We start from the raw sequence: 18,587 nt of genomic DNA, 5'->3' as shown, positions 1-18,587 counted from the left end.
CGGCTCTCCAGGGGGCCGGGCCGAGCGCGTCGGCGCAGGCGCCGAACAGCCCCGGCGGGACCGCCACCAGCCCCCCGATCCAGCCCCCCGATCCAGGCCCCCGATCCAGGCTCCCGATCCAGCCCCCCGATCCAGGCCCCCGAGGGCGATCAGGGCCGGCAACCGACTTCCGCCAGCCGAAGTGTTGCCGTACTGTAATGAGCGGGGGTTGGCGTGGAGATCGGTCCGCTCCGCCCAGTCCTTGTGTCGCCCCCGTGCGGATATCGCAGGAAATCCAGTCTGGATATCCAATCCCGGCGCGACATGAGGGTCAATTTTTTCAATCCAGGACATCGGGCTGCGGGAGGGAACGGTCATGACGGCCAAGGTCTACTGGTGCGCGCGCGATCTTGCCGGGTCGCCCTGGGGCAATCACCATTTCATCCTTGTGGTGCAGGGCACGCCCAGGATCACCTCCACCATGAACGTGACGTGGCAGTCGTTCAGCGGCAGCCAGTTCTTCACCATCGGCGCCTTCAAAAAGACCAAGGGCGGCACCAGCCGGCTGCTGGTCCAGTACAACGAGACCTCCGACGTGGAGGCCGTCAAGGAGGTGCTCAACCCGAAACGCGCCGCCGCCAAGTGGGCCGACTTCGACCTGGAGCGGCACGCGCTCAAGCCGCCCGGCGGGCGGACGCTCGACGCCTTCGTCAAGGAGATCCTGACCCGCGCCGAGCACTACAAGAAGAATGAGGCCAAGACGCCGATCCCCTACAGCCTGCTCGACGAGAACTGCGCGGCCTGGGTCAACAGCCTGCTGAAGGCGTGCGGCCTGTCCCAGGCCGAGCGCCAGAAGGCCGGCGAGTTCTCCGGCTTCGACTGGGGCGAGGAGGACACCATCCCGGCCCGCTACTTCCAATAGGCGCGGCCCACTTCCCAGCGTCCGGCCGACCGGTTAGGCTTGGCGGCCGGACGCGGACGGGGGGATGGATGCGGTCGTGATGGAGCGGATGCCGACGTTGCCGGCCCTGGCCCGGGCGCTGGAGCGGGGAGAGACGACCAGCCGGGCGCTGGTGGAGGCCTGCCTGGAGCGGATCGCCGATCCGGGCGGGCAGGGGCAGAGGGTTTACCTGAAGCTGCACGCCGCCGTGGCCCGCCAGGCGGCCGATGCCCATGATACGTTGCGCCGCGCCGGGCAGGTGCCGCACCCGCTGGCCGGCGTGCCGGTGTCGGTCAAGGACCTGTTCGACGAGGCCGGCCATGTCACCCGGGCCGGCGCCCGGGTGCTGGCGGCGGCGCCGCCGGCGGCCCGCGATGCGCCGGCGGTGGCCCGGCTGCGCGCCGCCGGGCTGGTGGTGCTCGGGCGCACCAACATGACCGAGTTCGCCTTCTCCGGCGTCGGCCTCAACCCGCACCATGGCACCCCGCTGAACCCCTGGGACCGCGCCACCGGACGCATCCCCGGCGGGTCGTCGTCGGGGGCGGCGGTGTCGCTCAGCGATGGCCTGGCCCATGCCGCGCTCGGCACCGACACCGGCGGCTCGTGCCGCATCCCGGCGGCGCTGTGCGGGCTGGTGGGGTTCAAGCCGACGGCGCGCCGGGTGCCCACCGAGGGCGTGTTCCCGCTGTCCTACAGCCTGGATTCGGTGGGGCCGCTGGGCCGGTCCGTGGACTGTTGCGCGTGGCTGGACGCGGTGCTGGCGGGTCATCCCATGGCGCCACCGCTGCCGCGCGTGGACGCCGCGGGCCTGCGCCTCGCGGTGCCGCAGACGGTGGTTCTGGACGACCTCGATGCGCCCGTGGCGGCGGCCTTCGAGCGGGCGCTGGCGCGGCTGTCGGCGGCCGGCGCGCGCCTCGTCGACCTGCCGCTGCCCGCCTTCGCCGAGGTGCTGGCGGTCAACGCCGGCGGCGGGCTGGCGGCGGCGGAGTCCTTCGCCATCCACCGCGCCCGCCTGGCCGAGGCCGGCGACGCCTACGATCCGCGGGTGCGGGTGCGCATCGAGCGCGGCGCGGCCCTGGGCGCCGCCGACCTGGTCGACGTGCAGCGCGCCCGGCGCGACATCGCCGCCCGGGTGCAGGTCGCCCAGGCCCCGTTCGATGCCCTGGTGTGGCCCACCACGCCGATGGTGGCGCCGGCGCTGGACGACCTGCGCCGGGACGCCGACTATGCCCGCCTCAACATGCTGATGCTGCGCAACCCGTCTTTGGTGAATTTCGTCGACGGCTGCGCGGTGTCCGTGCCCTGCCACGACGCCGGCGCGGCGCCGGTCGGCCTGATGCTGGCCGCCGGCCCGGGGGCGGACCGCCGCCTGCTCACCGTCGCCCGGGCGGTCGAGGCGGTGGTGGCGCCCCGACCGGATGGACCCGCGGGACCCGAGGAGAGCCCATGAAACTGATCCGCTTCGGCCCGCCGGGCCAGGAACGGCCCGGCCTGATCGACCCCGACGGCCGCCCGCGCGACCTGTCGGCCCATGTCGACGACATCGCCGGGGCCACGCTGACGCCGGACGGGCTGGCGCGCCTGCGCGCGCTGGACTGGAGCCGGCTGCCGCAGGTGCCGGCCGACGTGCGCCTGGGGCCGCCGGTGGGCGGCGTCGGCAAGGTGATGGCCATCGGCCTGAACTACGCCGACCATGCCGCCGAGACCGGCGGCGAGGTGCCCCCGGAGCCGGTCCTGTTCATGAAGGCGACCAGCGCCATTTGCGGCCCGAACGATCCCATCCGGCTGCCGCGCGGCTCGGAGGCCACCGACTGGGAGGTCGAACTGGGCGTGGTCATCGGCGCCCCGGCGAAATACGTCGACGAGGCGGCGGCGCTGGACCACGTCGCCGGCTACTGCGTGGTCAACGACGTCTCCGAACGCGACTACCAGATCCGCCGCGCCGGGCAGTGGACCAAGGGCAAGAGCTGCGACACCTTCTGCCCGCTGGGCCCCTGGCTGGTCACCCGCGAGGCGGTGCGCAATCCGCAGGCGCTGCGGCTGTGGCTGGACCTGGACGGCCAGCGCATGCAGGACGGCCGGACCACGACCATGGTCTATGGCGTGGCCTTTCTGGTGTCGTACCTGAGTCAGCTCATGACCCTGCACCCGGGCGACGTCATCGCCACGGGCACGCCGCCGGGCGTCGGCATGGGCCGGCGGCCGCGCGTCTACCTCAAGCCCGGCAACCATTTGCGCCTGGGCATCGACGGCCTGGGGGTGCAGGAGACCACCGTGGTGGCGGACGACGCCGCGTAGCCCCGGGGATCAGTCCACCGCCAGCAGCACACCCTTGAGGTAGGCCGATTCGGGCAAGGCGGGGTGCAGCGGATGGTCGAGCGCCGCCCCGGTCTGCGCCAGGATGCGCCCGCCGCGCCCGCCCTGGGCCAGGCCCTTGGTGATCTCCTGCAGGAAGCGGTCGGCCGGCATGTTGTGCGAGCACGAGGCGGCGAACAGGAACCCGCCCGGCTCCACCAGCGCGGCGGCGCGGCGCGCCATCTTGCGGTAGCCCTTGGCGCCCGTCGCCAGGTCCTTGCGGGACTTGACGAAGCTGGGCGGGTCGCAGACCACCACGCCGAAGCGGGCGCCGTCCCGGGCCAGCGCGGCCATGGCGCCGAAGGCCTCGGCCTCGCGGGTCTCGACCCGATCCGCGACGCCGTTGTCGGCCGCCGCCGCGGCCGCCAGCGCCAGCGCCGGCGCCGCCGAGTCCACGCACAGCACCCGGCTGGCCCCGGCCACCGCGCAGGCGAGCCCGAAGCCGCCGCTGTGGCTGTACACGTCCAGCACCGTGCGCCCCTGGGCCAACCCCGCCACCAGGGCGTGGTTGTCGCGCTGGTCGTGGTACCAGCCGGTCTTCTGCCCGCCCAGCAGGTCGGCGCGGTAGCGCACGCCGCGCTCGATCACCGGCACCGGCCCGTCGGGCGTGGCGCCGTGCAGGCGGTAGCCCTCGGCCGGCAGTCCCTCCAGGGTGCGGCCGGTGGTGTCGTCGCGCACGACGATGCCGCGCGGCGCCAACACCCGGTCGAGCGCCGCCAGCACCTGTGGCAGCAGCCGCTCCATGCCGGCGCTGTTGGCCTGCACCGCCAGCCAGTCGCCGAAGCGGTCGACGATCAGGCCCGGCAGGCCGTCGGCCTCGGCATGCACCAGCCGGTAGCAGGGGCCGTCCACCAGGGTCGCGCGCAGGGTCAGCGCCCGATGCAGGCGCGCCGCGATCAGGTCCGTATCGACCGCGGCGTCCGGGCGGTCTACGATGACCCGGAGCGCGATGAGGGAATGCGGGTTGAACAGCGCGGTCGCCAGCGCCTCGTCCCCGGCGTCCTGCACCGTGACCACCGTGCCGGGCGGCAGCGCCTTGGCCTCCGCGGTCATGGCGACCTCGTTGGAGTAGACCCAGGGGTGGCCCCGGCGCAGCCGGGTCGAGCGCCCGGGCAGAAGGCGCACGCGCGGATGGGGCGGCGTGGGCGCGGCCGGGTCGGACGGAGTCTCGGGTGCGGTCATCGGGGCATCCTTTCGCAGCGGGGCGTCACCATAGACGGGGTGGCGGCGGGCGCAAGGGCGCCGCGGCGCCACTCGCGATAGGCGACCGCAGAGGGCGAGGGTTCAATCAAAGGGCAGAGAGTCCTCCAATTCGTCGGAGTTTTGATTCAGATCAATGGCCGGGTCCGGTCGCGGCGGGATAGTCGCCCTGGTCAAACGGGTGGGTCGGTTGCCCGCGCATCGGTTCGCGGCGCCGGGGCCTTGGTCGGCAAGGATCCGGAACCGCATGCGCCCCGGCGGTGGTCGACGGTGGTCCACCGCGGGCGCGGCGCGGTCCCTGACCGGGACCGGACGCCAAGCAGACCCGGCCAAGCGCGCCGGGCCTGGCGGATACCCCGGCGCTGCCGGGCGTTGAGCATGGCCCGGCGCTGCCGGGCGTTGAGCATGGCCCGGCGCTTGGCCGGGCGTTGAGCATGGCCCGGCGCTGCCGGGCACCGACCATGGCCCGGCGCCGCCGGGCGGGGCGAGACGGGAGGTGGCAGTGACGCAGGCGACCACGGCACAAGGCGCAGTCTCCGGCGCCCGTGCGGACGGCACATCCTACGTCGAGGGGCCGGTGCGGCTGTTCGTGCTGGCCTCGGTGTTCTGGGGCATCGTGGGCTTCCTGGTGGGCGACTTCATCGCCTGGCAGCTCGCCTTCCCGGCGCTCAACTTCGATCTGCCGTGGACCACCTTCGGCCGCCTGCGGCCGCTGCACACGTCCGCGGTGATCTTCGCCTTCGGCGGCAACGTGCTGCTGGCGACCTCGCTCTACGTGGTGCAGCGCACCTGTCGGGCGCGGCTGTACGGCGGCGACGTGATGGGGCACATCCTGTTCTGGGGCTATCAGATCTTCATCGTCCTGGCGGCGGTGGGCTACCTGTTCGGCGTGACCCAGAGCCGCGAGTACGCCGAGCCGGAATGGTACGTCGACCTGTTCCTGACGGTGGTCTGGGTGCTGTACCTGGCGGCCTTCGTCGGCACCATCCTCAAGCGCCGCGAGCCCCACATCTACGTCGCCAACTGGTTCTACCTGGCGTTCATCATCACCATCGCGCTGCTGCACCTGGGCAACAACATGGCGGTGCCGGTGGCGCTGCTGGGCGGCGACACGTGGTGGAAGTCCTACAGCCTGTTCTCGGGCGTGCAGGACGCGATGACACAGTGGTGGTATGGGCACAACGCGGTCGGCTTCTTCCTGACGGCCGGCTTCCTCGCCATCATGTACTACTTCGTGCCGAAGCAGGCCAACCGTCCGATCTATTCCTACCGGCTGTCGATCGTGCACTTCTGGGCGCTGATCTTCCTCTACATCTGGGCCGGGCCGCACCACCTGCACTACACCGCGCTGCCGGACTGGGCGCAGACGCTGGGCATGGTGTTCTCGGTGATGCTGTGGATGCCGTCCTGGGGCGGCATGATCAACGGCCTGATGACGCTGTCGGGGGCCTGGGACAAGCTGCGCACGGATCCGGTGCTGCGCTTCCTGGTGGTCTCGGTGGGCTTCTATGGCATGTCGACCTTCGAGGGGCCGATGATGTCGGTGAAGGCCGTGAACTCGCTGTCGCACTACACGGACTGGACGGTGGGTCACGTGCACTCCGGCGCGCTCGGCTGGGTCGCCTTCATCTCCTTCGGCGCCCTGTACTTCATGGTTCCCGCCCTGTGGAAGCGCCGTTCCCTGTATTCGCTGCGGCTGGTCTCGCTGCACTTCTGGATCGCCACCCTGGGCATCGTGCTTTACATCACCTCGATGTGGGTGTCGGGCATCATGCAGGGCCTGATGTGGCGCGCCTATGACGAGCTGGGCTTTCTGCAGTACTCGTTCATCGAGTCGGTCGAGGCCATGCATCCGTACTACATCATCCGCGCCACCGGTGGCGTCCTGTTCGTCGCCGGCGCGCTGATCATGGCCTACAACCTTTATCGCACCATCAAGGGCGACGTGGCCGAAGGCGCGCAGGACAGCGTCCCGGCCGGGGCCGCCGTCGGCGTGCGGCAGTAAGGGAGCGGGACGGTGAGCCTGATCAAGCACCACAAGCTGCTCGAGACCAACGTCTTCCTGCTGGTTCTGGGCATTTTCGTCACGGTCGCCGTCGGCGGGCTGGTGGAGATCGTGCCGCTGTTCTCGATCAAGTCGACGATCGAGAACGTGCGCGGCATCCGCCCCTACACCCCGCTGGAGCTGGCCGGGCGCGACATCTACATCAGCGAGGGCTGCTACAACTGCCACAGCCAGATGGTGCGGCCGTTCCGCGACGAGATCGAGCGCTACGGCCACTACTCCCTGGCCGCCGAAAGCAAGTTCGACCATCCGTTCCAGTGGGGCTCCAAGCGGACCGGGCCGGACCTGGCGCGGGTGGGCGGCAAGTACTCGAACGAGTGGCACACCCGCCACCTCATCGACCCGCGTTCGGTGGTGCCGGAGTCGATCATGCCCGGCTACCCGCACCTCGCCACGACGCCGCTGGAGTACGGGTCCATCGCCGCGCACATGAAGACGCTGGACGTGGTGGGCCGCGGCGAGATGTACGGGCCGGTCGAGGGGGCTTACGAGAACGCAATCGCCGACCTGGAGGCGCAGGCCACGCCGGGCGCCGACACCGACGCCCTGGTGGCCCGCTATTCCGACTTCGCCTACGGTCCCGACCGGGCCGAGGACGAGACCACGACCATGGCGCTGGGCGACCTGGACGGCAATCCGGACGTCATCACCGAGATGGACGCCCTGGTCGCCTACCTTCAGGTGCTCGGCACGATGGTCGACTTCACCGACTATGACGAGACCCGCAAGGCCGAGTGGATCCGCTGAGGATCCGGGCCGGCCGCGCCCTCCGGGGCCGCCGCGGGCATGGGGAGGACCATGATGGAGTCGCTGGACCAGATCTCGGACTTCCTCCGGCAGTTCTGGGGCCTGTGGCTGATGCTGCTGTTTCTCGGCATCGTCTGGTGGGCCTACCGGCCGCGCAACAAGGGCCGCTTCCAGGACGACGCCATGATCCCGTTCCGGGACGACGAGACGGGCGAGGAGACCAAGGACGATGGCCGATCATCCTGAGCGCGACGAAATCACCGGCCGCTACACCACGGGTCACGAGTGGGACGGCATCAAGGAGCTGAACACGCCGCTGCCCAAGTGGTGGGTGTGGGTGTTCTATGCCACCATTGCCTGGTCGGTCGTCTATTCGGTCGCCTATCCGTCGTGGCCGGCCATGGCGGGCTACTTCGGGGGCCTGACCGGCTGGAACGCCCGCTCCGCGCTGACCGAGGACCTGGCCGAGGCGCGCGACGCCCGCTCCGAGTGGCTGACCCAGATCGCCGCCAAGGACGTTCCGGCGATCCTGGAGGACAACACCCTGCGCAGCTATGCCATGCGCGGCGGCGAGGTGCTGTTCAAGGAGAACTGCGCGCCGTGCCACCAGACCGGCGGCGCCGGCGCCTTCGGCTACCCCACCCTGGCCGACGACGAGTGGATCTGGGGCGGCGCACCCGAGGACATTCTCGCCACCATCCGCTACGGCATCCGCGACCAGGACAACCCGGACACGCGCATCAACTACATGCCGGCGTTCGGCGACGACTGGTTCACCGACGAGCAGATCGAGGCCGTCGCCGGCTACGTCTACGCCCTGTCGCACGGCGAGGCGCCGGCGGAAGGGCCGGGCCAGGCGCTGTTCATGCAGCAGTGCGTCAGTTGCCACGGGCCCGACGGCGGCGGCAACGCCATGCTGGGCGGTCCGCCGCTGAACAACCGGATCTTCCTGTATGGCGGCGACAAGGAGGATATCGCCGCCCAGGTCCGGAACCCGACGCACGGCGTCATGCCGCCGTGGGAGAACCGCCTCTCCGACGAGGAGATCAAGCAGCTCGCGGTCTACGTCCACTCCCTGGGCGGCGGGCAGTAGCACGGCCCCGCGCCGCTCGCGCCGCTCGCGCCGTCCGCGGATCGGCCCCGAAGACAAAGCCCCCGCCGGGTTCGACCCGGCGGGGGCTTTTGCGGTTGCGGTGGCGGACCGGCTTCGGGTCGACGGCCCGCGCCGTGGCCTCTACAGCGCGGTCGACCAGGGCGCGTTGGTCCAGGGTTTGTCCTTGTGCAGCACCCGTTCGACGAAGTTGCTGGAGCGCAGCCGGTAGGCGTCCGGCATGCCGCGGCCCAGCAGCGGGCGCAGGTACAGCCGGAAGGCGTCGGTGACGTCGTTGTTGCTGTCGGCGATGAATTCGTCCGGCATCACCCGGGTGCGGCCGGCGACCGCGGTCAGGTCGGAGAGCTGGTAGTCCACCGAGTAGAAGCCGGTGCGGTGGATGGTCACCGAGCCGCTCTTGGCGCCCCACATGGCGTACTGCACCGCCTTCTCGCCCACCTCGCGGGCCTCGCGCTGGTCGACGTCCGAGACGCAGCCGACGAACGAGCGTTGCAGGTAGCCCAGGGTGTCGCCACGCACCCGCTTGATGCCGGCCTTGTCCTTGACGACCTGCACCAGCAGATCGGCCAGCGCGCCGGTGCCGGAGAGCTGCACGTTGCCGTGGGCGTCGCGCTCCACCTGCTTGGCGAGCTGGGTGATGATCGGGTTGCCCGAGCCGTCGTGGATGCCCTCGCTGATCGCGACCACGCAGCGGCCGTAGCGATCGTGCACCGCCTTGACCTCGGACACGAAGCGGTCGACGTTGAATTCCCGCTCCGGCAGGTAGATCAGGTGCGGGCCGTCCTCGTTGAACTTCTTGCCCAGCGCCGAGGCCGCGGTCAGGAAGCCCGCGTGCCGCCCCATGACGACGCCGATGTACACCCCGGGCAGCGCCCAGTTGTCCAGGTTGACCCCCATGAAGGCCTGCGCCACGAAACGCGCCGCCGACGGAAAGCCCGGCGTGTGGTCGTTGATGACCAGATCGTTGTCGATGGTCTTCGGGATGTGGATGCAGCTCAGATCGTAGTCGGCCTTGCGGGCCTCTTCCGAGACGATGCGCACCGTATCGGAGGAGTCGTTGCCGCCGACATAGAAGAAGAAGCCGACCCCATGGGCCTGGAGGACCCGGAAGATCTCCTTGCAGTACTCCAGGTCGGGCTTGTCGCGCGTGGAGCCGAGCGCCGAGGACGGCGTATCCGCCACCATTTCCAGGTTGTGGGTGGTCTCCTGCGTCAGGTCCAGGAAGTCCTCGTTGACGATGCCACGCACCCCGTGGAAGGCGCCGTACACCCGCTCGACGTTCCGGAACTTGCGCGATTCCAGCACCGCGCCGACCAGCGACTGGTTGATGACGGCGGTCGGCCCGCCCCCCTGCGCCACCAGCACCTTGCCATGGGTCATGGCCGTAGCCTCCTTCTGTTCGGGCTTCTGTTCGGGCTCTCGCCCCCGGTTCACGGACTCGCCACGAGCAGACCGCGCGGCGATAGCGAGAAAGTTGTGGGCCCCGGACGGACGCCCCCGACCGGCGGCGGACCCCGTGACATCCGCGCCCAAGCGCGCTCATCCTGCGCTTCCGGCGCGCGTTTCGCAACCGCGCACGCGGCCCTGGCGCTCCCCGGGCCGGTGTCCCGCGCCGGCTGATGCGGCCGGGGAGGGCGCGCTTGACAGGAAAATGCCCGCTCACTATGGTGCCCGCGCTTCCGGCCCCCACCGCCCGCTGGACCGGCCGCTCGTGGCCTGGGCCGGCGCGGAGAGGGTTGGTTTTTTTTGCATGAGGCGGTTTCGGTGACCGACGACCGCGACACGCGTTCGACGCTCGACGCCCTGGAGGCTCGCATCCGCGCCGCCCGCGGTCGCGGGCGCAGTGCGGCGACGCCGGCGGACGAGGACGCGGCCGACGATGGGCCGGCCCGCGGCACCGGCATGGGGCTGGGTCTGCGGATCGGCCTGGAGATGGTGGTCACCGTCCTGGTCGGTGCCGGCATCGGCTACCTGCTGGACCTCTGGCTGGGCACCGCCCCGATCCTGATGGTCGTGTTCCTGTTCCTGGGCGCGGCCGCCGGTGTCAGCACCGTCTACCGGGTCGTGCGGGGCCTGGACGAGGCGGTCGGGCTGGGCCGGGCCATCGAGGCCAAGGAACGCGAGGAGGCGGCGCGTCGCGCAGCCGGCGACACCGCCGACCCCGAAGCCGGCAAGGCCCGGCGGCGGGACTGAGACCCCGGTCGGCCCGGCCCCAAGCCGGACCGACGCCGAACCGGCACTGGACCGACCAACGGGCCGACCACTGGGCCGACCAACGGGCCAACCAGAGCGTGAAGGAACCAAGAGCGTGGCGAATCCGGTCGAGCAGTTCCAGATCGAGCCGATCGTGCCCATCGCCGTGGGCCCTATCGATCTGTCCTTCACCAACTCGTCGCTGGCGATGGCCTTTGCCGTCGGCCTGTCGGCGGCGCTGTTCTATGCCGGCACGCGGCGGCTGTCGCTGGTGCCCGGGCGCATGCAGTCGCTGGCCGAGCTGTTCTACGAATTCGTCGCCAACATGGTGCGGGACAATGTCGGCAAGGAGGGGATGCGCTATTTCCCCTTCATCTTCGCCCTGTTCCTGTTCGTGTTCTTCGGTAACCTGCTGGGCATGGTGCCGGGCAACTTCACCTTCACCTCGCACATCGTCGTCACCGGCGCGCTCGCCTTGGTCATCTTCATCGCGGTGACCGTCATTGGCTTCATGCGTCACGGCGTCGGCTATCTGCGCATGTTCTTCCCGCACGGCGCCCCCATCGCCACCGCGCCGATCCTGATCCCCATCGAGATCATCTCCTACCTGTCGCGGCCCTTCAGCCTGTCCGTCCGACTGTTCGCCAACATGACGGTCGGTCACATCATGCTGAAGGTGCTGGCCGGGTTCGTGGTCGCGCTGGGCGTGGTCGGCGGCGTGGTGCCGTTCGTCGCCGTCATCGGCGTCACCGTGCTGGAATTCTTCATCGCCGCCTTGCAGGCCTATGTGTTCGTCATCCTGACCTGCATCTACCTGAACGACGCCATCCACATGCACTAGGCGCCATCGGCGGCCGGCGCGCCCGCCCCGCGCGGGGCATCGGCCCGTCCGGTCCGGCGCGCACGGTCCCCACAGGCGGGACGCCGGACCCCGAGAGAACCCCGAGAGAATCTCCGTCCTCCGACTCAACCAAGGGAACCTGGGAACATGGAAGCTGAAGCCGCGAAGATGATTGGTGCCGGTCTGGCCGCCATCGGCATGATCGGGTCCGGTATCGGTGTGGGCAACATCTGGGCCAACCTGATCGCCACCGTCGGTCGCAACCCGGCCGCCAAATCGAATGTCGAGCTGTACGGCTGGATCGGCTTCGCCGTGACCGAGGCCATCGCGCTCTTCGCCCTGGTTGTCGCGCTGATCGTCCTGTTCAGCTAAGGCGCGGTGCGGGCGGGCCCGCCCCGCCCACAGTGCCGCCGCCGTCCGGCCCCGCCGGTGCCCGCCGCGCGGGGGCCGGCGGCCCGTGGCGGTGCCCCGCGCCATGCCGGCCCGGCCCGGCCGCCGCCCGCCGCGGCCGCCACGCGGGCCGCCGCCGCCGCGCCCCGGATCGCATCGGGGCGGGAGGCGCCGTGAGCAAGACCGGGAGTCCTCCAGGATGCCGCAGTTCGACCCCGCAAGCTTTCCCTCCCAGCTGTTTTGGCTGGCCATCTTCTTTTTCCTGCTGTACCGGCTGGTGGTCAAACTGGTGATGCCCGGCCTGGGCGGCGTCATGGAAAGCCGTCAGCGCACCATCGACGAGGACCTGGCCAAAGCGGCCGACCTCAAGGCGCGCACCGACGCCGCCATCGAGAGCTACGAGGCGGCCCTGGCCGAGGCCCGTGGCAAGGCCCAGGCCATCCTGCGCGAGACCGCCGAGGAGATCAGCCGCGAGAGCGAGGCGCGCAACCGCGAGGTCGGCGAGGTGCTGGCCCGCCGCATTGACGAGGGCGAGGCCCGGATCGCTGCCGCCCGCGCCGAGGCGCTGGACGGGGTCAAGGACGTCGCCGCCGACGTGACCGTGGCGCTGACCGGCAAACTGATGGGCGAGGCGGCCGCGCTGCCGGCCGCCCGGGCGTCCGTGGACGCCGTGATGCGGGAGGCCCGCTGATGTTCGAGGCATTCGCCGCCGAAAACGCCGAGCACGCCGCCGTGGCCGGCGGCTTCTTCAGCCACGCCGAGACCTGGGTTCTGGCGGCCTTCCTGATCGTGGTGGGCTTCGTCTGGTGGAAGACCCAGGGCAAGGTCACCGGGGCGCTGGACGGCCGGGCCGACCGCATCCGCAGCAAGCTGGACGAGGCCCGTACGCTGCGCGAAGAGGCCCAGGCGCTGCTGGCCGAGTACGAGCAGAAGCACAAGGACGCGCTGAAGACGGCCGACGAGATCGTCGAGCACGCCCGGGTCGAAGCCGAGCGCCTGCGCACCCAGGCGGCCGCCGACCTGGAGGCCACCATCGCGCGACGCGAGACCCAGGCCGAGGAGCGCATCGCCCAGGCCGAGGCCCAGGCCGTGCGCGAGGTGCGCGCCCAGATGGTCGACGTGGCCGTGGCCGCCGCCGAGCGCCTGATCGCCGAGCGTATGGACGAGCGCCGCCAGGCGGATCTGGTCGACGCCGCCATCCGGGACCTGCCGACGCAGCTCCAGCGCCTGCACTGACCGGGACCGGGCCGCGCCCCGCGCCCGCCCCCTTTCGACGCGACACGGCCCGGGACCGGTGGTTCCGGGCCGGCGCTTTTCCGACCCACCCGCCCGGGCCGCGCCCCGGCAACCGGAAGACCGTGCGATGGGATTCAACTGCGGCATCGTCGGCCTGCCCAACGTGGGCAAGTCCACCCTGTTCAACGCCCTGACCTCGACCGCGGCGGCGCAGGCGGCCAACTTCCCGTTCTGCACCATCGAGCCGAACGTGGGCCGGGTCGCGGTGCCGGACGACCGTCTGGACAACCTCGCCGCCCTGGCGAAGTCGGCCAAGGTGATTCCGACCCAGCTTGAGTTCGTCGACATCGCCGGGCTGGTGCGGGGCGCCTCGCAGGGCGAGGGCCTGGGCAACCAGTTCCTCGCCAACATCCGCGAGACCGACGCCATCGTCTCGGTGCTGCGCTGCTTCGAGGACGAGAACGTCACCCACGTCGACGGCACGGTGGACCCGATCCGCGACGCCGAGACCATCGAGACCGAGCTTCTGCTGGCCGACCTGGAGAGCCTGGAGAAGCGCATCGTCCCCCTGGGCAAGAAGGCCAAGGGCGGCGACGCGCTCGCCAAGGCCCAGATCGCGGTCATGGAGCCGGTGCTGGCGCTGCTGCGTGAGGGCAAGCCGGCGCGCATGGCGCGGCCCGACGACCCCGATGCGCTGAAGCAATTCCATCAGCTCAATCTGCTGTCGTCCAAGCCGGTGCTCTATGTCTGCAATGTCGAGGAGGGCCGCGCCGCCGGCGGCAACGCGCTGTCGGCCCGGGTGCAGGAGAAGGCGGCGGCCGAGGGGGCGGCCTGTGTCGTCATCTCCGCCGCCATCGAGGCCGAGGTGGCGCAGCTCGACGAGGCCGAGGAGAAGGCGGCCTTCCTGGCCGAGCTGGGCCTGGAGGAGACCGGCCTCACGCGGGTGATCCGCGCCGGCTACGACCTGCTGGACCTGCTCACCTTCTTCACCGTGGGGCCGAAGGAGGCCCGCGCCTGGACCGTGCGGCGCGGTGCCAAGGCGCCCGAGGCCGCCGGGGTCATCCACACCGACTTCGAACGCGGCTTCATCCGCGCCGAAACCATCGCCTACGCCGATTTCATCGCCTGCGGCGGCGAACAGGGAGCCAAGGACGCCGGCAAGATGCGGTCCGAGGGCAAGGACTACGTGGTGCAGGACGGCGATGTCCTGCACTTCCTGTTCAACGTGTAGGGCGCATCCTCACGCCAGCACGTCGAGTCCCTTGCGGTCGACGAGATCAAGCAGTTTGCGAGCCGTGGGGCCGGGCTTCTTTTCGCCCGACTCCCAACTCGCGATCGCCGTCTTGGACACGTTCAGGAAAGCCGCGAACACGGGTTGACTGACGTTGCAGCGGGCCCGCAAGGCCCGGATCCGCTCTGGTGTAAACACAGGGGGCGGCGGCAGGCAGAGGGCGTCAAACTCCCGCATCGTGACGGTGTCGAGAAGGCCGGCCTCGTGCAAGCCCGTGGCCGTTTCATGGACCATCTCCAGGATCGGGCTTGATTGGGCCTTCGGTTTGGTCTGGGTCATTGTCTGCAAACTCATCGTGTTCAACCAATTTGACCAGGGCCCCGGATTGGAGCGCCCGCGCGATCTGGGATGCGTCATACGCGAGAAGCTTCGCCGCCAGTTTCTTCAGGGCGGCCGTCTCATCCTTGGACAGTGTGGCCCGTTTCGCCTTTGGAAACCCGTACAGGAGAATCGCCCGGTCGTGGGCGCGGAACGCCAGAACGATCCTGTGCCCGCCGCGTTTGCCAGTGCCGGGGCGGGCGACGCGTTGCTTGAAGAGGCCGCTTCCCAGATTGGCGTGAACAAGGCCGTTGTTCATGTCTTCAATGGCTGCGCGGACGTCGGCGGCGGAGAAATCCAAAGACTTGAGGCAACGGGCAAAGGCTGGGACCGCGAGAATGCGCATTCCGAGAACTCCTTAACGAATACAAGTTGGCGTGGTTTATCATGACTTGATCTCACTCATGCTTTATCTGTAATGATGCATTCTGATTTCATACAGCCGATTGCGACGAACCGGCATCGCGGCACGATTTCGGTTTGTCGCAATCGGCTGTAAAATCAATAATGTAAAGCCGATTCACGTTCGAAGCGGGCTTTTCACCCATAACCTGACATCAATAGCGTCTACGCCATTGGATCATCCTTCCTCATTGCGCCATATAACCAAGCTATACACATTTGATCGCGCAATCAAGTCCACCTGGAAGTCTCGCCTGGTCCGCCCCAGCGACCCACCGCGTTGCCATGCGGCCCCGATCCGCGCTAAAGGTCCCTCGCCCGAGCCGGCCGCGCCCCGGGTGGCGCGCCGCGGGCCGCCCCGCCACCGACGGAGCCCCGCCCCGTGTCCGTGTCCCTGGAGACCCCGTCCCCCGCCCGCCGCCCGCTGAGCGCCCCCGGCGACGATGATCCCTCGCCCGGCGCGCGCGGCCTGGACCGGGTGCTGACCCTGGTCGCCGCCCCCGGATCCGCGGCCCTGACGGCAGAGCGGGTCGACGCCGTGCGTCGCGCCCTCGATCACCTGGGCGCGGAAGGCGACCGCCCGCGCTGGCTGGCGCCGGGCGAGGCCTGCGACCTGGCCTTCGCTGGGCTGGCGCCGGAGCAGGCGGAGGGCGCCGCCCGCGCCGCCCTGGGGGATGCCCCGGTCGACGTGCTGGCCCAAATCGCCGGGCCGGACCGGCGCAAGGCGCTGTTGGTGGCCGACATGGATTCCACCATCGTCACGTCGGAGACGCTGGACGATCTGGCCGCCCACGCTGGCCTGCGCGACGCCATCGCCGCCATCACCACGCGGGCCATGAACGGCGAACTGGACTTCGCCGAGGCGCTGCGGGAGCGCGTGCGCAGGCTGGCCGGCCTGCCGGAGGCCGCCCTGGCCGAGACCTGGGCCGACACCCGCCTGACCCCCGGCGCCCGCGCCCTGGTCGCCACCATGAAGGCGCATGGCGCGCGCTGCCTGCTGGTCTCCGGCGGGTTCCGCTATTTCACTGGCCGGGTGGTGGACCGGTGCGGTTTCGACGCCCATGTCTCCAACGACGTGGTCATCGCCGACGGCCGCCTGACCGGCGCCGTGGTCGAGCCGGTGCGCGACCGCCGCGCCAAGCTGGAGACTCTGGTGGCCGAGGCCGGGCGCCTGCGCCTGCCCCTGGCGCGGACTCTGGCGGTGGGCGACGGCGCCAACGATGTGCCCATGCTTCAGGCCGCCGGCCTGGGGGTGGCCTTTCACCCGCGCCCCGCCGTCGCCGCCGAGGTCCGCGCCGCGGTGCGCCACGGCGACCTGACCGCGCTGCTGTACGCGCAGGGCTATGCGCGCGACGCCTTCGTCGAGCCCGAGGACCCCGCCCCATGAGCCCGGATACCCCCGCCCCGACCGCCGACGCCTTCCTTGACCGCCTCGTCGCCCTCGTCGGGCCGGCGGCGGTGCTGACCACGCCAGAGGCCATGGCGCCGCACCTGACCGAGCCGCGCGGCCTGTTCCAGGGCCGGGCGCGGGCGGTGGTGAAACCGGCCTCTACCGAGGAGGCCGCCGCCGTCGTCGCCGCCTGTCACGCCGCCGGCGTGCCGATGGTGCCGCAGGGCGGCAACACGGGCTTGGTGGGCGGCAACGTGCCGTTCGAGCACGGCCGCGAGGTGGTGCTCTCCACCGCCCGCCTGAACCGGGTCCGGGATCTCGATCCGGTCAATCTGACCGCCACCGTCGAGGCCGGGGTGGTGCTGGCCGACCTGCAACGGGCCGCCGCCGACGCCGACTGCCTGTTCCCGGTCAGTCTGGCGGCCGAGGGCTCGTGCCAGGTGGGCGGCATCATCGCCGCCAACGCCGGCGGGACCGGCGTACTGCGCTACGGCAACACCCGCGACCAGGTGCTGGGGCTGGAGGTGGTGCTGCCCGACGGCCGCGTCTGGCACGGCCTGCGCCGCCTGGGCAAGGACAACGCGGGCTATGCCCTGCGTCACCTGTTTGTGGGCTCGGAAGGCACGCTGGGGCTGGTGACCGCGGCCACCCTGCGGCTGTACCCGAAGCCGGTGGCCACCGCGACGGCGCTGTGCGGGCTGGACGACCTGGACAAGGTCACCGCGCTCCTGCGCCATGCCCGCGCCTGGTCCGGCGACGCCGTCACCGCGTTCGAGTTCATGCCCCGCTTCGGGATCGAGATCACCTGCCGCCACATGCCGGGCTGCGCCGATCCGCTGGAGGCGGCGTGGCCCTGGTACGTGCTGATCGAACTGTCGAGCGCCCGGCCCGGCGCCGGCGCCGAGGGCGGCGTGCGCGACGACCTGGAGGCGCTGCTGGGCGCCGCCCTGGAGGCCGACCTGATCCAGGACGCGGTGCTGGCCGAGAGCCTCGACCAGCAGGCCGCGTTGTGGCGCCTGCGCGAGTCGATGAGCGAGGCCCAGGGCTTCGAGGGCGGCTCGATCAAGCACGACGTCTCGCTGCCGGTCTCGCGCATCCCGGCCTTCATCGCCCGCGCCAACGCGGCCGTGACCGCCGCCCTGCCGGGCCTGCGGCCGTGCCCCTTCGGCCACGTCGGTGACGGCAACGTGCACTACAACCTGACCCAGCCGGCGGGCATGGACAAGGCGGCCTATCTGGCCCGCTGGGACGAGATGAACCGCATCGTCCACGACATCGTCACCGAGATGGACGGCTCCATCGCCGCCGAGCACGGCGTCGGCCGTATCAAGGTGGCCGAACTGGAGCGCCTGAAGGCGCCGGTCGAGCTGGAGATGATGCGCACGGTCAAGCGCGCCCTCGATCCCGACGGCCTGTTCAACCCCGGCAAGGTGGTGGTGTAGGGCCGGTGCGGCGGCGGTGCGCCGCCGTCACGGCTTCTCAGGCGTGTCCGGCTTCGGCGGCGGCTTGATCGGGTTGGTGTATTGTATCGGCGGGTTCTTCGGCCCCTCGGACGACGGGGGGGGACGGTAGCCGCCGCGTTCGATCACCTCGGTTTCCAACAGGCCAAGAGCCTTGACACCGGTGCGCCGGAGAAATGGGCCGCGCGGTCGATCGTTCAGCATGGGGCCTCCTCAATCCGGAATGAGTTCGACGAACTTGATCTCGCTGGCTGCGATCCAGATGCCGTGCTCGCGTTCCTCCAGTCGGAAAGCTTCGTCCGCAATGTGTTCGATGTAAATGTCGCGGTTGTCTGGATCGCCCGAGGCCAATGATCCGCCGCCGAACAGGCCGTAGATCTTCCGGTCGTCGTGGGTGGTGACGACGATCCATGTCCAGGGACGGTCCTGGATCCGCCCGAACGCGGCATCCCAGGCGCTGGGAAGCGGGGTGACGAGATTGAGGCCGATGCGCTGAACAAGCCGGGTCAGGATCTGCCGCTGATAGATGTACCCCAGGAGCAAGCCCACTACGGTGGGGCCCACAACGAAAAACAGGTTCATGACGGAAAATCGGGGAGGGGCGGACAACGGGACGGTCTGACACACTGGTAGTTGCGACACGACACAGACTGCCAGGGAGGCCCCGTT

The 18,587-nt window shown here is 70.4% G+C and carries 21 protein-coding genes; 15 read left to right on the top strand and 6 right to left on the bottom strand.

Features of this window, described 5'->3' with window-relative positions; all coding sequences use genetic code 11:
- Positions 1 to 355 precede the first annotated feature (355 nt).
- From GGD88_RS06950 to GGD88_RS06940, 3 genes are all read left to right on the top strand, one after another.
- Positions 356 to 901: a hypothetical protein gene (locus GGD88_RS06950; protein WP_184433325.1), complete on the top strand. Its 546-nt coding sequence runs from the start codon at positions 356 to 358 to the stop codon at positions 899 to 901.
- A gap of 64 nt (positions 902 to 965) precedes the next feature.
- Entirely contained in the window at positions 966 to 2,369 is a 1,404-nt protein-coding gene (locus GGD88_RS06945) for an amidase (protein WP_246423629.1), read from the top strand.
- The gene (locus GGD88_RS06940) at positions 2,366 to 3,217 is read left to right on the top strand and encodes a fumarylacetoacetate hydrolase family protein (RefSeq protein WP_184433322.1); all 852 of its coding nucleotides are present in this window, start codon (positions 2,366 to 2,368) and stop codon (positions 3,215 to 3,217) included. The genes GGD88_RS06945 and GGD88_RS06940 overlap by 4 nt, the downstream gene beginning before the upstream one ends.
- A gap of 9 nt (positions 3,218 to 3,226) precedes the next feature.
- Here GGD88_RS06940 and GGD88_RS06935 read toward each other — a convergent pair whose 3' ends face one another.
- Complete coding sequence (locus GGD88_RS06935) at positions 3,227 to 4,456, bottom strand: class I SAM-dependent rRNA methyltransferase (protein WP_184433319.1); 1,230 nt, start codon at positions 4,454 to 4,456, stop codon at positions 3,227 to 3,229.
- A 520-nt stretch (positions 4,457 to 4,976) separates the two neighbouring features.
- On the opposite strand from GGD88_RS06935, the gene ccoN reads away from it, so the two are divergent.
- From ccoN to ccoP, 4 genes are read left to right on the top strand one after another with little or no spacing between them, the layout of a single operon-like run.
- Positions 4,977 to 6,479 carry a cytochrome-c oxidase, cbb3-type subunit I gene (gene ccoN / locus GGD88_RS06930; RefSeq protein ID WP_184433316.1) on the top strand — a complete coding sequence of 501 codons (1,503 nt, stop codon included), beginning with the start codon at positions 4,977 to 4,979 and terminating at the stop codon, positions 6,477 to 6,479.
- A 12-nt stretch (positions 6,480 to 6,491) separates the two neighbouring features.
- Positions 6,492 to 7,286, top strand: coding sequence for a cytochrome-c oxidase, cbb3-type subunit II (ccoO, locus tag GGD88_RS06925; RefSeq protein WP_184433313.1), 795 nt, complete (start codon positions 6,492 to 6,494; stop codon positions 7,284 to 7,286).
- Between the two features lie 51 nt (positions 7,287 to 7,337).
- Entirely contained in the window at positions 7,338 to 7,532 is a 195-nt protein-coding gene (locus GGD88_RS06920) for a cbb3-type cytochrome oxidase subunit 3 (protein ID WP_246423628.1), read from the top strand.
- A complete protein-coding gene (gene ccoP, locus GGD88_RS06915) occupies positions 7,516 to 8,379 on the top strand; it encodes a cytochrome-c oxidase, cbb3-type subunit III (protein ID WP_184433310.1) in 864 nt (287 codons plus the stop codon). Before GGD88_RS06920 ends, ccoP begins: the two co-directional genes overlap by 17 nt.
- Positions 8,380 to 8,520: 141 nt before the next feature.
- On the opposite strand, the gene GGD88_RS06910 is transcribed toward ccoP, so the two are convergent.
- Positions 8,521 to 9,777, bottom strand: coding sequence for a 6-phosphofructokinase (locus tag GGD88_RS06910; protein ID WP_184433307.1), 1,257 nt, complete (start codon positions 9,775 to 9,777; stop codon positions 8,521 to 8,523).
- Positions 9,778 to 10,161: 384 nt separating this feature from the next.
- Between GGD88_RS06910 and GGD88_RS06905 the strand changes: the two genes are divergently transcribed.
- The 6 genes from GGD88_RS06905 (at position 10,162) to ychF (ending at position 14,288) form a co-directional block, all read left to right on the top strand.
- Positions 10,162 to 10,590, top strand: coding sequence for an AtpZ/AtpI family protein (locus tag GGD88_RS06905; RefSeq protein WP_184433304.1), 429 nt, complete (start codon positions 10,162 to 10,164; stop codon positions 10,588 to 10,590).
- A gap of 115 nt (positions 10,591 to 10,705) precedes the next feature.
- Entirely contained in the window at positions 10,706 to 11,431 is a 726-nt protein-coding gene (locus GGD88_RS06900) for a F0F1 ATP synthase subunit A (RefSeq protein ID WP_184433301.1), read from the top strand.
- Between the two features lie 147 nt (positions 11,432 to 11,578).
- Positions 11,579 to 11,803, top strand: coding sequence for an ATP synthase subunit C family protein (locus GGD88_RS06895; RefSeq protein ID WP_092784379.1), 225 nt, complete (start codon positions 11,579 to 11,581; stop codon positions 11,801 to 11,803).
- A 217-nt stretch (positions 11,804 to 12,020) separates the two neighbouring features.
- Positions 12,021 to 12,512: a F0F1 ATP synthase subunit B family protein gene (locus GGD88_RS06890; protein ID WP_184433299.1), complete on the top strand. Its 492-nt coding sequence runs from the start codon at positions 12,021 to 12,023 to the stop codon at positions 12,510 to 12,512.
- Positions 12,512 to 13,057, top strand: a complete 546-nt coding sequence (locus tag GGD88_RS06885) for a F0F1 ATP synthase subunit B family protein (RefSeq protein WP_425502577.1) — start codon at positions 12,512 to 12,514, stop codon at positions 13,055 to 13,057. The genes GGD88_RS06890 and GGD88_RS06885 overlap by 1 nt, the downstream gene beginning before the upstream one ends.
- Before the next feature lie 127 nt (positions 13,058 to 13,184).
- A complete protein-coding gene (gene ychF, locus GGD88_RS06880; RefSeq protein ID WP_184433296.1) occupies positions 13,185 to 14,288 on the top strand; it encodes a redox-regulated ATPase YchF in 1,104 nt (367 codons plus the stop codon).
- 9 nt (positions 14,289 to 14,297) lie between these two features.
- Here the strand turns inward: ychF and GGD88_RS06875 are convergent, their stop codons facing one another.
- Positions 14,298 to 14,627: a helix-turn-helix domain-containing protein gene (locus GGD88_RS06875; RefSeq protein ID WP_184433291.1), complete on the bottom strand. Its 330-nt coding sequence runs from the start codon at positions 14,625 to 14,627 to the stop codon at positions 14,298 to 14,300.
- A complete protein-coding gene (locus GGD88_RS06870) occupies positions 14,572 to 15,012 on the bottom strand; it encodes a type II toxin-antitoxin system RelE/ParE family toxin (protein WP_184433288.1) in 441 nt (146 codons plus the stop codon). Before GGD88_RS06870 ends, GGD88_RS06875 begins: the two co-directional genes overlap by 56 nt.
- A 525-nt stretch (positions 15,013 to 15,537) precedes the next feature.
- On the opposite strand from GGD88_RS06870, the gene serB reads away from it, so the two are divergent.
- A complete protein-coding gene (gene serB, locus GGD88_RS06865) occupies positions 15,538 to 16,455 on the top strand; it encodes a phosphoserine phosphatase SerB (protein WP_184433595.1) in 918 nt (305 codons plus the stop codon).
- Entirely contained in the window at positions 16,452 to 17,900 is a 1,449-nt protein-coding gene (locus GGD88_RS06860) for an FAD-binding oxidoreductase (RefSeq protein WP_184433285.1), read from the top strand. Before serB ends, GGD88_RS06860 begins: the two co-directional genes overlap by 4 nt.
- 27 nt (positions 17,901 to 17,927) lie before the next feature.
- Here the strand turns inward: GGD88_RS06860 and GGD88_RS06855 are convergent, their stop codons facing one another.
- On the bottom strand, positions 17,928 to 18,122 hold the full coding sequence (locus GGD88_RS06855) for a hypothetical protein (RefSeq protein ID WP_184433282.1): 195 nt from the start codon (positions 18,120 to 18,122) through the stop codon (positions 17,928 to 17,930).
- A 9-nt stretch (positions 18,123 to 18,131) separates the two neighbouring features.
- On the bottom strand, positions 18,132 to 18,500 hold the full coding sequence (locus GGD88_RS06850) for a DUF6338 family protein (RefSeq protein WP_184433279.1): 369 nt from the start codon (positions 18,498 to 18,500) through the stop codon (positions 18,132 to 18,134).
- Between the last annotated feature and the right edge of the window lie 87 nt (positions 18,501 to 18,587).

This window comes from Roseospira goensis (assembly GCF_014197795.1).
GTDB lineage: Bacteria > Pseudomonadota > Alphaproteobacteria > Rhodospirillales > Rhodospirillaceae > Rhodospira > Rhodospira goensis.
Note: the sequence above shows the minus strand (reverse complement) of the source record. Positions and strands in the feature narration are given on the sequence as shown.